Source organism: Aeromicrobium sp. YIM 150415 (assembly GCF_016918125.1).
Classification (GTDB): Bacteria; Actinomycetota; Actinomycetes; order Propionibacteriales; family Nocardioidaceae; genus Aeromicrobium; species Aeromicrobium piscarium.
Genome location: NZ_JAERWM010000010.1, coordinates 241,260 through 254,941 on the forward strand (window position 1 = coordinate 241,260; position 13,682 = coordinate 254,941).

Consider the following 13,682-nt stretch of genomic DNA (forward strand, 5'->3'; position numbering starts at 1 on the left):
GCCCAACCAGGAGACATCATGCGTAGATACACACCATCGGCGATCGTGACGGCGGCCGTCGTGAGCCTCGGGCTCACTCTGGGCGCCTGCGGAAGCGGTGGCGCGGGCGGGTCGGACACCGTCAAGCTCCGGCTGTCGCATCAGTGGCCCGAGGACGACTTCCGAGCCGAACTGGCCAACCGCTTCGCCGAGGAGGCCGCGGAGGAGACCGGCGGTGCCGTCGAGATCACGGTCTACCCGAATGCCAGCCTGATCGGCGCCAACGAGCAGTTCGAGGCGCTGTCCACCGGAGCGATCGACATGTCGGTGTTCCCGCTTTCCTACGCTTCCGGACAGGCGCCGGAGTTCGACATCACGATGATGCCCGGCCTGGTCCGCGACCACGCGCAGGCACGCACGTGGCCCGACTCGCCCATCGGCGAACGGGTCGAGAGCCTCGCGGACGAGCGCGGCGTCCAGATCCTCACCTGGGTCTGGAACTCCGGGGCCTTCGCCACCAAGGGCGATCCGATCGTCACGCCGGACGATATCCGTCGGGGCATGGTGATGCGCGGCGCCGGCACCTCGACCGAGACGGTGCTGCGGGCGGCCGGCGCGGGTGTCTCCAGCCTCCCCTCCAATGAGATCTACAGCGCGATGCAGACCGGCGTCCTGGACGGCGTGACCACCTCGGCGTCGTCGACGGTCTCGTTCAACCTGCAAGAGCAGATCGACTCCTACACGGCGCCGACCGATCACAGCATCTGGTTCATCATGGAGCCGCTGATCATCAGCAACGGCGCCTGGGACAAGCTCACCCCCGAGCAGCAGTCGGCGCTCGAATCGGTCGGCAATTCACTGCAGGAGTTCGCCTTCGACGCCTCCGAGGAGGACGACCGGCAGGCCAGCGAGACGCTCGAAGAGGCCGGCGTTGAAGTGGTGGAGATGGACGCGGCCGCCTTCGAACAGTGGCGTGATCTGAGCGAGCAGAGCGCCTGGGCCGACTTCGCGCAGAAGGTCCCCGCAGGCCAGGAACTGCTCGACCTCGCCCTACAGGCCGGAGAAGACCAGTGAACCCGCGCCCGGAGGAGAGCCCCTCGCCCGCGGCGACGAAGCGCTCGCCCCTGCGCTGGATCTCCGTGCTCACCGACGGCACCGGGTATCTCAGCGCTATCGCGCTCATCGTCGCGACCGGCGCGGTGCTCCACGGCGTCATCATGCGCTACTTCTTCAAGGCGCCCACGCTGTGGCAGACGGAGGCGGCCACCTATCTGCTGATCCTCGTCGCCTTCATCGGCAGCGCCTACGGTCTCAAGCACCGTGCCCACGTGGGCGTGGATCTCTTCGTCGAACTGCTGGAACCGCGCAAGCGTCTGATCGCACGTGTCACGACAGCGGTGCTCTCGGTCGCCGTCATCGCCATCGTCGCCGTCACCGCGACATCGATGTGGTGGCACGCCGCCGCGAACGGACACCACGCCACCACGAGCTGGGGACCTCCGTTGGGCGTCGTCTACGCGATCCTCCCGCTCGGCATGCTCCTCCTCGCGCTCGAATACGTCCGTCAGATCGTCGACGCCATCGACTGCCTGCGCCGGGGCGAGCCCGAGGCCGCCGAACTCGTGCGGCGCTCCGCCGGCCACTAGATCCCACCCAACCACTAAGGATTTCCAGATGGATCAGTCTCTCCTGCACGGGGCCGTCGTCGGCATCATCGCCATCGTCCTGTTCATGACGGGCATGCCGATCGCCTTCGCGCTCGGGCTGACCGCCCTGATCGCCATCGTCCTCTACCTCGACGCCTCACAGCTGGACCTCTTCGGCTCGTTCGTCTTCGAATCGCTGAACGACTTCGGTCTGCTGGCGATCCCGCTCTTCGTGCTGATGGGCAATCTCTTCGGCGGATCGAAAGCGAGCCGGCGCCTCTTCGAGGCCGGCGAGGTGTGGCTGTCGAGAATCCGCGGGGGGATCGGAATGAGCAGCGTCCTCGCCTCCTCGGTATTCGCTGCGCTGACCGGGTCGAGCCCCGCCACCGCAGCGGCCATCGGCCGCGTCGCCGTGCCCGAGATGCTCAAGCGCGGCTACTCGGGCCGGATCGCGGCCGGCGCGATCGCCGCGGGCGGAACGCTCGGCATCCTCATCCCGCCGAGTGTGACCCTGATCCTCTACGGCGTCGCCTCAGGACAGTCGATCGGCCAACTCTTCGCCGCCGGCATCATCCCGGGCATCGTGATCACGATGCTGTTCTGCGTGTGGCTGTACATCGCGAAGTCCCTCGACGACGCACGGCAGCGGAAGTTCGCGCTGGCGACCGTCGGGGGCGGCACGGACGCCGGCCCGCCCCCAGCGGACACCCAGCTCCCCGAGGTCAGCTACTCGTGGAAGGAACGATTCGTCAGCCTCGGCCGCATCATGCCGGTGCTCGCCTTGATCCTCGCGGTCCTCGTCGTCCTGTACGCGGGCATCGCGACCCCCAGCGAGGCCGCCGCGGTCGGCGTCGTGCTGGTCCTGCTGCTCGTCGTCGTGGGCTATCGGGGCCTGACCCCGCGGCAGTTCCGCTCGGTGCTGCTGGAGACCACCAACCAGTCCACGATGATCCTGCTCATCACCGCGTTCTCGGCGGTCATCGCCACGGTCCTCAGCTTCATGGCGGTGCCTCAGGCCCTGGCCCAGTGGGTGACCGGCCTGGACATGAACAAATGGCTGGTGCTCCTGGCGATCAACCTCTTCCTCCTCGTCCTCGGCCTGTTCCTCCCCCCGGTGTCGATCATCGTCATGGTGACGCCCATCATCTTCCCGCTCATCGTCGGGCTCGAGTTCGATCCGATCTGGTTCGGCATCATCATGACGATCAACATGGAGATCGGGCTCATCACGCCACCGGTCGGGCTCAACCTCTTCGTCCTGAAAGGCGTCGCCCCGCAGATCCCCCTCAAGGAGATCCTCATCGGCGCGCTCCCCTATGTCGGTGTCCTGGCCCTCTCGATCCTGTTGTTCACCGTGTTTCCCGGGATCGTGACCTGGCTGCCGCAGCTGCTGTATTGACGCCGCGCGCGCCCCTACCGGGTGATCATCACCGTGTGGTTCTCACATGAGTGACGATCACCCGGTAGGTTCGAATCATCGTCCAGACGAAGGAGTGACCGATGGCTCAGAAGCAGTCCATCCTCGGCCGCGTCGCCCAACTGACCCGCGCCAACATCAACGCGCTGATCGACCGGGCCGAAGACCCCGAGAAGATGCTGGATCAGATGATCCGCGACTACACGAACTCGATCGCGGAGGCCGAGAAGGCCGTCGCGGAGACCATCGGCAACCTGCGTCTCGCCGAGTCCGACCACGCCGAGGACGTGCGGGACGCCAAAGACTGGGGTGCCAAGGCCCTCGCCGCCTCGCAGAAGGCCGACGCGCTGCGTTCCAGCGGGCAGGACGGCGAGGCCTCCCGCTTCGACAACCTCGCCAAGGTCGCACTCGGCAAGCAGATCCAGCACGAGACCGAGGCCAAGCAGGCGGCCCCGATGATCGAGTCGCAGAACGAGGTCGTCGAGAAGCTCAAGACCGGTCTGGTGCAGATGCGCGGCAAGCTCGGCGAATTGCAGGTCAAGCGCGATCAGCTCGTCGCTCGCCAGAAGACCGCGCAAGCTCAGGCGCAGGTGCAGTCGGCAGTTCAGTCGATCGATATCTTGGATCCCACGAGCGAACTGTCGCGATTCGAGGACAAGGTGCGCCGGGTGGAGGCCCAGGTCGCCGGACAGGCCGAGCTCGCGTCCTCGAGCATCGACGCACAGTTCGAGGAACTCGAGCTGGACACCACCCAGCTCGAGGTCGAGGCACGACTGGCCGAACTCAAGCAGCTCGGCGCCGGATCGAGCACCCCGCAGAGCTCCCTCACCAGTCAACCGGACGAAACGGAGAACCCCGCATGAAGCTCAGCGAGAGCTACACCTATCCCGCTGCCATCGAGGAGGTCTATGCGCTGATCGTCGACCCCTCGTTCCGCGAATCCGGCTGTGAGGCCCAGGGATCGACGGACTACGACGTCAACGTCGTAGCCGACGGCGGCGGGCACACCGTCACGATCAAGCGCACCATGCCGGCCGATGACATGCCCGAGTTCGTCAAGAAGCTGACCGGCAACTCCGTCAAGGTCGTCCAGACCGAGGCCTGGGGCCCGGCGGATTCCGCCGGTGGGCGCTCGGCCGATGTGAAGGTCGAGATCCTCGGCCAACCCGCCCAGATGAAGGGCACCGCGACCCTCAACGGCAGCGGGGACGCCACCGAGTTCGTCGTCGATGGCGATGTCAAGGTGTCCATCCCGCTCGTCGGCAAGAAGATCGAACCGGTCGTCGGCAAGGCGATCGTCAAGGCCTTGGAGACCGACGTGGAGCTCGGCACCGCTCGGCTCTGACCCGTCCGGGCCGCAGCCAGGCCGGACGATCTTCGTGGCGTGTCACGCGACCCCCTCCGCGTGGCACGCCACCATCATGTCCGGCGCCTGCGCTCAGGCGAAGTGGCGATGCCCCGTCGAGCCGGTGTAGGGCTCCCCGTCGACGGTGACACCCTCGCCCGCGAAAGCGGCGCCGATGACGGTCCAGCCGGCCGGAACCTTCGCATCGCCGGGGAAGGTGGCGACCAGCGCGAAGTCCTCGCCCCCGCCCAGGACGAAGCCGAGCGGATCGAGACCACCCAGCGCGCTCGCCAGCGTCGCCACGGCCTCCGGGATGTCGAGACGCTCGGCCTGGATATCGATCGCCACGCCGCTGGACCGGGAGATGTGCTCGAGATCGGCCAAGAGACCGTCACTCACGTCGATCATCGACGTGGCTCCGGCAGCAGCCGCCGCCGGACCGGCGGCATACGGCGGGGAGGGCCGCCGATGCCCGTCGACGGCCACCTTGGGCGACCGGAAACCGCGGCTGAGCGCGGCATAACCGGCCGCCGACAGTCCGAGGGTGCCCGCGTACGCCACCACGTCCCCGGCGCGCGCTCCCCCTCGCGTGACCGGACGCTCAGCATCACCGAATGCCGTGACCGAGATGACCACCTGATCGGCGGCCGACACATCTCCACCGACCAGATGGGCGCCGACCGTGGCGCACTCGGTCTCGAAACCCACCACCATGTCGTCGGCCCACTGGGCGGGAAGATCCGCCGGAGCCGCGAAGGCCATGGTCAGCGCCGTGGCCACGCCACCCATGGCGTTGATGTCCGAGAGATTGGCGGCCGCCGCCTTGTGGCCGATGTCCAGGGCCGACGACCAGTCACGACGGAAATGACGGCCCTCGATGAGGATGTCGGTGCTCACGACGAAGGTCCCGTCGGCGGTCGCCACGTGCGCGGCGTCGTCACCGGGGCCGAGCAAGACGTACTCACTCGACCCGATCGACCTCGTCACTCGGTCGATGAGTCCGAACTCCCCGATGGCGGCGATGGTCTGATCGTCGTTGCTCACGCCTTGATTGTCCCAGCCGAGAGGGGCGCGACTGAGCCGTTTGCGATAGCGTGTCGTGGCGGTCTCATAGGAGGGAATACCGATGGCTGTTCAGGCGTACATCCTCGTTCAGACTGAGGTCGGCAGGGCGGCGGAGGTCGCCCGCGCGATCGCCGATGTCGACGGCGTCGTCGTGGCAGACGATGTCACCGGTCCCTACGACGTCATCGCTCGGATCGAAGGACCCAGCGTGGACGAGCTCGGCGCGCTGGTGATCTCGCACATCCAGAAGGTCCCCGGCATCACCCGGACACTCACCTGCCCGGTCGTGCGGATCTAGGTCGACCTCAGCGCAGGCCCGTGCTCCGGCCGAGCGCGAGCGCGAGGAGTCGCTCCACCAGCTCCGGGTACGCGATCCCGCTGGCTTCCCAGGCCTTCGGGAACATCGAGTAGGGCGTGAACCCGGGCATCGTATTGATCTCGTTGATGACCAGGCCTCCGTCGACGGAGTCGGTCAGGAAGAAGTCCACCCGCGCCAGCCCTTCCCCGCCGATCGCGTCGAAGGCCTGCAGGGCGTACGCCCGGATCCGATCGCGTTGCGTGGTGCTGATCTCCGCGGGGATGACGTTCTGGCTGGTGCCGTCGAGGTACTTGGCCTCGAAGTCGTAGTAGGTGTGGCCGATGCTGTCGTCGACGACGATCTCGCCGACCTCGCTCGCGATCGGCATGCCGCCGAGATCCTGGATCACCGCGCACTCGACCTCGCGCTTGTGGCGGGCGGCGGCCTCCACGATCACCTTGGGATCGAGCTTGCGCGCCCCCTCGACGGCATCCTCCAGGTGGCCCCAATCGCTCACCATGGTCACGCCCGAGCTCGACCCTGCCCGCGCCGGCTTCACGAACACGGGCAGCCCGAGGGCGTGGACCCGAGCGACGGTGCGCTCACGCTTGGCATCCCACTCCCACGGCTGGATCGTGACATAGGGCAACTGCGGGAGTCCGGCCGCGGAGAACACCGTCTTGGTGAAGGGCTTGTCCATCGCCACGGCGCTCGCGAGAACGCCAGCGCCGACGTAGGGCACGCCCGCCATCTCCAGCATGCCCTGGATGGTGCCGTCCTCGCCCCAGGGTCCGTGCAGCAGCGGGAAGACGACGTCCACCTCGTGCTGCAACCGATCCCACGAGAAATCGGGCCGATCATCGCGGACATAGGGCAGCGTGCCGGAGGGGAGGTCATCCCAGACCCCGGTCTCCTCGACCCAGTGCCCCGTAGGCGTGATCCCCACGGGAAGCACCTCGTAGCGGGACGAGTCGATCACCGCCATCACCTCACGGGCGGTCGAGCACGAAACCCCGTGCTCACTGGAACGCCCACCGAACACCACTGCCACGCGCACACGCTCTGTACCGGTCATCGAACAGCACACTACCGGTGCGAGGAGAATGGACCCATGACGCCACGCGACCTCTCCCCCGCCTCCATCGCCGTGTCCGCCGGACGGCCCCACGCCCCAGGGGACCCGCTCAGCGCCCCCATCACGCTCGCGAGCGCGCTGGTGCCCGGCGGCGACGCGGAGTACGCGCGCGCCGGGAACCCGGTCTGGGCGCCGCTCGAGACCATCGTCGGCGAGCTCGAGGGCGGGGACGCGCTGGCCTTCGCCTCCGGCATCGCGGCCTCTGCCGCGGTCTTCTCCCTCGTTCCCGCCGGCGGTGTGGTCGTCGCCCCGACACATGGCTACTACGGAACGACGCACCAGCTCCGCCAGCGCGGTGACGTGGAGGTCAGGCTCGTCGACGTGTCGGACACACCCTCCACCGTCGATGCGATGCGCGGCGCCACTCACGTGTGGCTGGAATCGCCGACCAACCCGGCGATGGAGGTCGCCGATCTGCCGACATTGATCGCCGCGGCCCACGATGCCGGGGCCCTCGTCGCGGTCGACAACACCTTCCGGACCCCGCTACGCGAACGCCCCTTGGAGCTCGGCGCCGATATCGTGACCCACTCGGCATCGAAACTGCTCGCGGGGCACAGCGACGTGATCTTGGGCCTCACCATCAGCCGTGACCCCGAGTTGTACGCCGCGCTGCGCGCGCATCGTCACGATCATGGGGCCATCCCGGGAGCCCTCGAGGCCTGGTTGACGACGCGGGGCCTGCGCACGCTGGCGGTGCGCCTGGATCGTGCCGAGAGCAACGCCCGCGAGTTGGCCGAACGGCTGACGGCGAGCCCCCTCGTCGACGAGGTCCGCTATCCCGGGTTCGGCACGATCATCGGCCTGGTGCTCGACGACGATCAGCGCGCTCAGCGAGCGACCGAGTCGAGCCGGCTGGTGCGCTATGCCACGAGCCTCGGCGGTGTCGAATCCACGTGGGAACGCAGACGGCGTCATGCGAACGAGGCTCCCTCGATCCCGGCCGGTCTCATCCGTCTGTCGGTCGGCATCGAGGATGTCGAGGATCTCTGGTCCGATATCGAGGCCGCCCTGGCCTGATCGTGGTCAGGAACGTCGTGACAGCGTGATCGCCGCGACGACGAGGAGCAGGCCCGCGACCGTCAGCAGAGCCGCGAGCAACCGGTGGACGGATCCGGTGATGAGCAGCAGGCCGCCCATCACGATGACGGCGAGCCCCAGCACCGCGCGCCCGAGCCGCAGCGGCGTCACCGGATCTCGGGTTTCGCCTCACGGCTGATGAGCGCGGCGACGAGCTCGTCGGGGGTCATCTCGTCGTTGACCAGTGTTCGCACGTGCTCGACGATCGGCATGTCGACGCCGTGCAGGCTCGCCAGCTCCGCGATCGAGGTGCACGACTTGGCGCCCTCGGCGACCTGCCGGGTCTGCTCGGCGACCTGAGCGGCACTCATGCCCTCGCCGAGCTTCTGCCCGAAGGTGCGATTGCGGGACAACGGCGACGAGCAGGTGGCGACGAGGTCGCCGAGACCGGCCAGGCCCGCGAAGGTCATCGGATCCGCGCCCATCCGCACGCCGAGCCGGGTGGTCTCGGCGAGACCGCGCGTGATGACCGATGCCTTGGAGTTGTCTCCGTAACCGAGACCATCGCAGACGCCGACCGCGAGCGCGATGACGTTCTTGGTGGCGCCGGAGAGCTCGGAGCCGATCACATCGGTATTGGTATAGGGACGGAAGGACTCGGTGTGGCACCACTTCTGCAGGAACCCGGCCACCCCGGCGTCCTCGCAGGCGACGACACTGGCCGCGGGCTCGCGGCGAGCGATCTCCTTGGCCAGGTTCGGCCCGGTGACGACGGCGATCCGTTCAGGACCGGCGCCGGTGATCTCGGCGATCACCTCGGTCATGCGTTTGTGCGTGCCGAGCTCGACGCCTTTCATGAGACTCACCAGCACGGCGTCGTCGCGCAGCATCGGCGCCCATCGCGTCAGGTTCTCGCGCAACTGCTGCGAGGGCACGGCGAGAACCACCACCTGTGCGTCGCGGAGGATCTCAGCCTCGTCGTGTGAGGCGACGACGGTCTCCGGCAACTGGATGCCCGGGAGGTAGTCCGGGTTCTCGTGCGTGCGGTTGATCGCCTCGCAGAGCTCCTCGCGACGGCCCCAGAGGCGCACCTCGTTTCCGGCGTCGGCGACGACGATCGAGAAGGCGGTGCCCCAGGAACCAGCACCCATCACAGCGGTCGTCACCATCAGCGCTCCTCCTCGGGGCGGTATCCGGTGCGCGGCGCACCGAGTGTGTGAATGTCGATGCGTGGGCCGGTGGGGCGTTCGCCGCGAACCTCGGCCAACAGGTCGGTGAGCGCGTCCATCAGACGCCCGGTTGCCGCGACGATCTGTGCCTCGTTCGGGTCAGCGCCCAGATCGTCGAGGTCGACCGGCTCTCCGACCAGCACACGATAGGTCCGTCGCGGGAAGAGTCGTAGGCGCTTGTCGTAGGGAAACAGGATGTCCTGAGGCCCCCATTGCACGATGGGTACGAGGGGTCGTCCCGTGGCGAGCGCCACGCGGACCGCGCCCGTTCGCCCGCTCATCGGCCACACCTCGGGATCACGGGTCATCGTGCCCTCGGGATAGATCGTGACGATGCCGCCGGCCGCCACTGCGTCAACGGCGGCCCGCATCGACTCCGCGGCCCCTTCGGTGCCCCGGTACACCGGGATCTGCTGGGTATTGAGCAGAATCCTCCGGAGCACCGGGACACGGAAGAGCGGATCTTTGGCCAGATAGCGCGGTACGATCCCGTGATCGACCATCCAGTGCCCGAACAGCACCGGGTCGGTCCACGAGAGGTGGTTGGCCGCGATCACATAGCCGGGTTCTGGAAGGCGCTCGGCTCCACGCCAGTCTCGTTTGGTGAGGACCATCAACAAGGGCCTCAGGATCCACACGACGACGCGCAGCGTACGCGGCATGGAACGAGCGGCCATGCCCCGAGACTACCGGTCGCGGACCGGAGCCGGGATCACCCCAGCTCGCGCGTCACCGCCGATAGAGCGTCGTGCAGCAGGATCGCGGCATCCTCGTGAACCAAGAGGCCGTTCTCGCCGGTCTCTGCCGGCTCGATGGCGACCCAGGTGGATGGGGAGTCGAAGTGGCGGATCCGGCGCACGATCAGACCGTCGGCATCGGGCACCGGCGGTTGCTCCATATCGGCCTGCGTGCCGATGATCGCCGGGAAATCGGCGAGGATCTGCTCGTGGTACCGGGCTTCCGGCGGGTCATCGGGTGCGTGCGCCTTCTCGCACCAGAGCGGGAAATGCTGGGATGGGGGTAGGGACGACATGGCTGCTTCCTCCGTCTGCGGGCTGGGTGTGGTTGACCATAGGACGGTGGACAGACAGATCGCGTCATCATCGCGTGGTTGTCCACACCCGAGCAGGTACCTCTTAAACATTGTCTTCTATACAAGGTACAACCTCGCGATGACGCAGACGCAGGAGGGGCCGCCCAGCGCACTGCTGGACGGCCCCTCATCTGCGAAAACGCCTAGAGCGTCGCGGGTTTGAAGCTGAGCCGACGGCCCTCGTAGGTGACGATGTCGTCTTCATGGGACAACGTGATCGCGATATCGTCGAGGCCCTCGAGCAGACGCCACCGCGTGTAGTCGTCGATCGTGAAGGAGTCCTCGATCCGGTCCGGCCCCTCCCCCGCGCTCACCGTGCGCGCCTCGAGATCGACGCTCACCGAAGCGCCCGGGTTGGCCTCGAGGTAGTCCCACAGCGCCGCGACGACCTTGTCGTCGACCTGCGCGGCGAGCAGACCGGCCTTGCCGGAGTTGCCACGGAAGATGTCACCGAAGCGCGGACTGATGACCACCTTGAAGCCGTAGTTCTGCAGCGCCCAGACGGCGTGCTCCCGCGAGGAGCCCGTGCCGAAGTCGGGGCCGGCCACCAGCACCGTCGCGTCGCGGTAGACATCCTGGTTGAGCACGAACTCCGGGTCGCTGCGCCAGGCGGCGAAGAGCCCGTCCTCGAAGCCCGTGCGGGTGACGCGCTTGAGATAGACCGCGGGGATGATCTGGTCGGTGTCGACATTCGAGCGCCGCAGCGGGGCGCCGACACCGGTGTGCTGGGTGAACTTCTCCATGCTCAGGCTCCTGCCTTCTCCAGATCGGCGGGGCTGGCCAGGTGGCCGAGGACCCCGGTGGCGACGGCGACATCCGGCGAGACCAGGTGAGTACGCCCGCCCTTGCCCTGACGGCCCTCGAAGTTGCGGTTGGACGTCGATGCACTGCGCTCACCCGGTGTCAGCTGATCGGGATTCATGCCCAGGCACATCGAGCAGCCGGCACCACGCCATTCGGCTCCGGCATCCTTGAAGACGACGTCCAGGCCCTCCTCCTCGGCCTGCAGACGCACCCGCACCGAGCCGGGCACCACGAGCACGCGAGTGTCGTCGGCGACCTTATGGCCCTTGATGAGCTCGGCGGCGCGACGCAGATCCGAGATCCGGCCATTGGTGCACGAGCCGATGAAGACGGTGTCGACCTTGATGTCGCGCATCGGCGTTCCCGCCTCGAGCCCCATGTAGCGCAGCGCGCTCTCGGCAGCCTCGCGCTGGGTCGGATCGTCGAAGTCGGCCGGGCTGGGCACCGCATCCGACAGCGGCACGCCCTGGCCCGGATTGGTTCCCCATGTCACGAACGGGGTCACCTGCGCGGCGTCGAGCGTCACGACCTTGTCGAAGTGGGCATCGTCATCGGTGACGAGACTGCGCCAGTACTCGACCGCCGCGTCCCACTGCTCGCCCTCGGGAGCGTGCGGGCGGCCCTTGATGTACTCGAAGGTCGTCTCATCGGGGGCGATGAGACCGGCCTTGGCGCCCCACTCGATCGACATATTGCAGACCGTCATGCGCTCTTCCATCGTCAGCGCGCGGATGGCCTCTCCGCGGTACTCGACGATATAGCCCTGCCCGCCGCCGGTGGTCTCCTGCGCGATGAGCGCGAGGATCAGATCCTTGGCGGTGGATCCCTCGGGCAGCTGTCCGGTCACCTCGACGGCCATCATCTTCGGCTTGGCCTGCGGGAGGGTCTGCGTCGCCAGCACATGCTCGACTTCGCTCGTGCCGATGCCGAAGGCGATCGATCCGAAGGCACCGTGCGTGGAGGTGTGCGAGTCGCCGCAGACGATCGTCATGCCCGGCTGCGTCAACCCGAGCTGCGGGCCGACCACGTGGACGATGCCCTGCTCGATGTCGCCCATCGGGTGCAGCCGCACGCCGAACTCCGACGCGTTGCGCCGCAGGGTCTCGACCTGAGTCCGCGAGACCGGGTCCGCGATCGGCTTGTCGAGGTCGGTCGTGGGGATATTGTGGTCCTCGGTGGCGAGGGTGAGCTCGGGGTGACGAACCACGCGCCCGGAGAGGCGGAGCCCGTCGAACGCCTGAGGGCTGGTCACCTCGTGCAGGAGGTGGAGGTCGATGAAGAGCAGGTCGGGCTCTCCCGTCGCCTGGCGGACGACGTGGTCGTCCCAGATCTTCTCAGCGAGTGTCTTCGACATGTGGTGCCTTCCGGATTACTGACTTGCGTCTCAACATGCGATACGGCAGTATCAAGTCATGGACAACTCTAGCGGAGTCGGCGTTCTGGATAAAGCGGCACTCGTGCTGGCCGCCCTGGAACCCGGGCCCGCCACCCTCGCCGGCCTCGTCGCCGCCACGGGACTGGCTCGCCCGACCGCCCATCGCCTCGCGGTAGCGCTCGAGCACCATCGCCTCGTCGCCCGCGACATGCAGGGACGGTTCATCCTCGGACCCCGACTCGGCGAGCTGGCGGCGGCCGCCGGCGAGGATCGCCTGCTCGCCGCTGCCGGGCCCGTCCTCGCCCGTCTCCGTGACATCACCGGCGAGTCCGCCCAGCTGTTCCGCCGGCAGGGCGACTTCCGCGTCTGTGTCGCCGCTGCCGATCGCCCCACCGGCCTGCGCGACTCGATACCGGTGGGTGGGCAGCTGACGATGGCTGCCGGCTCGGCGGCGCAGATCCTCCTCGCCTGGGAGGATCCCGAGCGCATGAACAAGGGCCTCCTCAAGGCCACCTTCGCGGCCTCGGAGCTGTCAGCCGTCCGCCGGCGCGGCTGGGCCCAGAGCGTCGGTGAGCGCGAGCCGGGCGTCGGCTCGGTCTCTGCGCCGGTCCGCTCCCCCTCCGGCAAGGTCGTCGCGGCGGTGTCGGTCTCCGGCCCCCTCGAACGCCTGACCCGCCAACCCGGCCGCATGCACGCCCCGGCCGTGGTCGCCGCCGCCGAGCGACTGTCGCAGAACCTCCGGCGCTGAGCAGTGAGCCTCAGGCCGCGAGGTCGTCGGCCAGCACCACCCTGAGGTAGGCATCGTTCGCGTAGTGCGGGGGCCAGGCGGCGACGCCCCGCCGACGCAGCTCGTCGTCGAGGAGACGCAGCCATGCGCTCTCCTCGGGCCGCATCGGTCCTCGTCCCGGCCGGGTCCACAGCACCGCGATGCTGCCCCGCGGCACGAGCCGGTGGTTCACCGCGGCCAGCACGTCGACGATCTCATCGATGACGTGCTGCTGCGGCATCGGGGCTAGTCCGTCGATCGTGGTCAGCTGAGGCTGCGCCACTCCCCGCTCGTCGATCGCGAGGAAGCTCAGCTGGGCGGAGGGAACCTCGAGGGTCTTACGCACGGCGCGCCAGTAACGAGTGATATCGGCCTCGGTCTGCAACAGTCTCATGGCCACACCCTCGCCCGGAGGCGCGGATCCGTCGAGACCGCCGTCCACAGGCCCCGGTGGCCGAGGCGGCGGTGAGACAGCGGCCGTCTCACACGCACGAACGGACGCCATCCCAC

At 68.0% G+C, this 13,682-nt stretch carries 17 protein-coding genes; 8 read left to right on the forward strand and 9 right to left on the reverse strand.

The window, feature by feature from the left end:
* The first annotated feature begins 18 nt into the window (after positions 1 to 18).
* From dctP to JL108_RS06905, 5 genes are all read left to right on the forward strand, one after another.
* Positions 19 to 1,053 (forward strand): TRAP transporter substrate-binding protein DctP, encoded by a 1,035-nt coding sequence (gene dctP / locus JL108_RS06885; protein ID WP_205196358.1) that lies wholly within the window; start codon positions 19 to 21, stop codon positions 1,051 to 1,053.
* The gene (locus JL108_RS06890) at positions 1,050 to 1,625 is read left to right on the forward strand and encodes a TRAP transporter small permease (protein WP_205196359.1); all 576 of its coding nucleotides are present in this window, start codon (positions 1,050 to 1,052) and stop codon (positions 1,623 to 1,625) included. The genes dctP and JL108_RS06890 overlap by 4 nt, the downstream gene beginning before the upstream one ends.
* A 28-nt stretch (positions 1,626 to 1,653) precedes the next feature.
* Complete coding sequence (locus JL108_RS06895) at positions 1,654 to 3,024, forward strand: TRAP transporter large permease (RefSeq protein WP_205196360.1); 1,371 nt, start codon at positions 1,654 to 1,656, stop codon at positions 3,022 to 3,024.
* Positions 3,025 to 3,125: 101 nt separating this feature from the next.
* Entirely contained in the window at positions 3,126 to 3,905 is a 780-nt protein-coding gene (locus JL108_RS06900) for a PspA/IM30 family protein (RefSeq protein WP_205196361.1), read from the forward strand.
* Positions 3,902 to 4,387: a DUF2505 domain-containing protein gene (locus JL108_RS06905; protein WP_143914349.1), complete on the forward strand. Its 486-nt coding sequence runs from the start codon at positions 3,902 to 3,904 to the stop codon at positions 4,385 to 4,387. The genes JL108_RS06900 and JL108_RS06905 overlap by 4 nt, the downstream gene beginning before the upstream one ends.
* 93 nt (positions 4,388 to 4,480) lie before the next feature.
* On the opposite strand, the gene JL108_RS06910 is transcribed toward JL108_RS06905, so the two are convergent.
* A complete protein-coding gene (locus JL108_RS06910; protein WP_205196362.1) occupies positions 4,481 to 5,431 on the reverse strand; it encodes a thiamine-phosphate kinase in 951 nt (316 codons plus the stop codon).
* An 82-nt stretch (positions 5,432 to 5,513) separates the two neighbouring features.
* Here JL108_RS06910 and JL108_RS06915 point away from each other — a divergent pair, with 82 nt between their 5' ends.
* Complete coding sequence (locus JL108_RS06915; RefSeq protein WP_143914347.1) at positions 5,514 to 5,750, forward strand: Lrp/AsnC ligand binding domain-containing protein; 237 nt, start codon at positions 5,514 to 5,516, stop codon at positions 5,748 to 5,750.
* Between the two features lie 7 nt (positions 5,751 to 5,757).
* Here JL108_RS06915 and JL108_RS06920 read toward each other — a convergent pair whose 3' ends face one another.
* Positions 5,758 to 6,825, reverse strand: a complete 1,068-nt coding sequence (locus tag JL108_RS06920; RefSeq protein WP_143914346.1) for a D-alanine--D-alanine ligase family protein — start codon at positions 6,823 to 6,825, stop codon at positions 5,758 to 5,760.
* A 36-nt stretch (positions 6,826 to 6,861) separates the two neighbouring features.
* Here JL108_RS06920 and JL108_RS06925 point away from each other — a divergent pair, with 36 nt between their 5' ends.
* Positions 6,862 to 7,905 carry a PLP-dependent aspartate aminotransferase family protein gene (locus JL108_RS06925; RefSeq protein ID WP_205196363.1) on the forward strand — a complete coding sequence of 348 codons (1,044 nt, stop codon included), beginning with the start codon at positions 6,862 to 6,864 and terminating at the stop codon, positions 7,903 to 7,905.
* Between the two features lie 6 nt (positions 7,906 to 7,911).
* Here the strand turns inward: JL108_RS06925 and JL108_RS06930 are convergent, their stop codons facing one another.
* The 6 genes from JL108_RS06930 to leuC form a co-directional block, all read right to left on the reverse strand.
* Entirely contained in the window at positions 7,912 to 8,076 is a 165-nt protein-coding gene (locus JL108_RS06930; protein WP_205196364.1) for a hypothetical protein, read from the reverse strand.
* On the reverse strand, positions 8,073 to 9,074 hold the full coding sequence (locus JL108_RS06935; protein WP_205196365.1) for an NAD(P)H-dependent glycerol-3-phosphate dehydrogenase: 1,002 nt from the start codon (positions 9,072 to 9,074) through the stop codon (positions 8,073 to 8,075). The genes JL108_RS06930 and JL108_RS06935 overlap by 4 nt, the downstream gene beginning before the upstream one ends.
* On the reverse strand, positions 9,074 to 9,811 hold the full coding sequence (locus JL108_RS06940) for a 1-acyl-sn-glycerol-3-phosphate acyltransferase (protein WP_205196366.1): 738 nt from the start codon (positions 9,809 to 9,811) through the stop codon (positions 9,074 to 9,076). Before JL108_RS06940 ends, JL108_RS06935 begins: the two co-directional genes overlap by 1 nt.
* Positions 9,812 to 9,846: 35 nt before the next feature.
* Positions 9,847 to 10,167, reverse strand: coding sequence for a hypothetical protein (locus tag JL108_RS06945; protein WP_143914342.1), 321 nt, complete (start codon positions 10,165 to 10,167; stop codon positions 9,847 to 9,849).
* Positions 10,168 to 10,370: 203 nt separating this feature from the next.
* Positions 10,371 to 10,970, reverse strand: a complete 600-nt coding sequence (gene leuD / locus JL108_RS06950; RefSeq protein ID WP_205196367.1) for a 3-isopropylmalate dehydratase small subunit — start codon at positions 10,968 to 10,970, stop codon at positions 10,371 to 10,373.
* Positions 10,971 to 10,972: 2 nt separating this feature from the next.
* Positions 10,973 to 12,385, reverse strand: a complete 1,413-nt coding sequence (gene leuC, locus JL108_RS06955; RefSeq protein ID WP_143914340.1) for a 3-isopropylmalate dehydratase large subunit — start codon at positions 12,383 to 12,385, stop codon at positions 10,973 to 10,975.
* A gap of 58 nt (positions 12,386 to 12,443) precedes the next feature.
* Here leuC and JL108_RS06960 point away from each other — a divergent pair, with 58 nt between their 5' ends.
* Entirely contained in the window at positions 12,444 to 13,154 is a 711-nt protein-coding gene (locus JL108_RS06960) for an IclR family transcriptional regulator (protein WP_087624348.1), read from the forward strand.
* A 10-nt stretch (positions 13,155 to 13,164) separates the two neighbouring features.
* On the opposite strand, the gene JL108_RS06965 is transcribed toward JL108_RS06960, so the two are convergent.
* Positions 13,165 to 13,566: a hypothetical protein gene (locus JL108_RS06965; RefSeq protein WP_143914339.1), complete on the reverse strand. Its 402-nt coding sequence runs from the start codon at positions 13,564 to 13,566 to the stop codon at positions 13,165 to 13,167.
* Between the last annotated feature and the right edge of the window lie 116 nt (positions 13,567 to 13,682).

Bases quoted from the DNA above. Each gene is read 5' to 3' on its own strand.
- JL108_RS06945 (WP_143914342.1), bottom strand. From the start codon at position 10,167: ATGTCGTCCCTACCCCCATCCCAGCATTTCCCGCTCTGGTGCGAGAAG.
- dctP (WP_205196358.1), top strand. From the start codon at position 19: ATGCGTAGATACACACCATCGGCGATCGTGACGGCGGCCGTCGTGAGC.
- JL108_RS06900 (WP_205196361.1), top strand. From the start codon at position 3,126: ATGGCTCAGAAGCAGTCCATCCTCGGCCGCGTCGCCCAACTGACCCGC.
- leuC (WP_143914340.1), bottom strand. From the start codon at position 12,385: ATGTCGAAGACACTCGCTGAGAAGATCTGGGACGACCACGTCGTCCGC.
- JL108_RS06915 (WP_143914347.1), top strand. From the start codon at position 5,514: ATGGCTGTTCAGGCGTACATCCTCGTTCAGACTGAGGTCGGCAGGGCG.
- JL108_RS06925 (WP_205196363.1), top strand. From the start codon at position 6,862: ATGACGCCACGCGACCTCTCCCCCGCCTCCATCGCCGTGTCCGCCGGA.
- JL108_RS06905 (WP_143914349.1), top strand. From the start codon at position 3,902: ATGAAGCTCAGCGAGAGCTACACCTATCCCGCTGCCATCGAGGAGGTC.
- JL108_RS06965 (WP_143914339.1), bottom strand. From the start codon at position 13,566: ATGAGACTGTTGCAGACCGAGGCCGATATCACTCGTTACTGGCGCGCC.
- JL108_RS06960 (WP_087624348.1), top strand. From the start codon at position 12,444: ATGGACAACTCTAGCGGAGTCGGCGTTCTGGATAAAGCGGCACTCGTG.
- JL108_RS06935 (WP_205196365.1), bottom strand. From the start codon at position 9,074: ATGGTGACGACCGCTGTGATGGGTGCTGGTTCCTGGGGCACCGCCTTC.
- JL108_RS06920 (WP_143914346.1), bottom strand. From the start codon at position 6,825: ATGACCGGTACAGAGCGTGTGCGCGTGGCAGTGGTGTTCGGTGGGCGT.
- leuD (WP_205196367.1), bottom strand. From the start codon at position 10,970: ATGGAGAAGTTCACCCAGCACACCGGTGTCGGCGCCCCGCTGCGGCGC.
- JL108_RS06895 (WP_205196360.1), top strand. From the start codon at position 1,654: ATGGATCAGTCTCTCCTGCACGGGGCCGTCGTCGGCATCATCGCCATC.
- JL108_RS06940 (WP_205196366.1), bottom strand. From the start codon at position 9,811: ATGGCCGCTCGTTCCATGCCGCGTACGCTGCGCGTCGTCGTGTGGATC.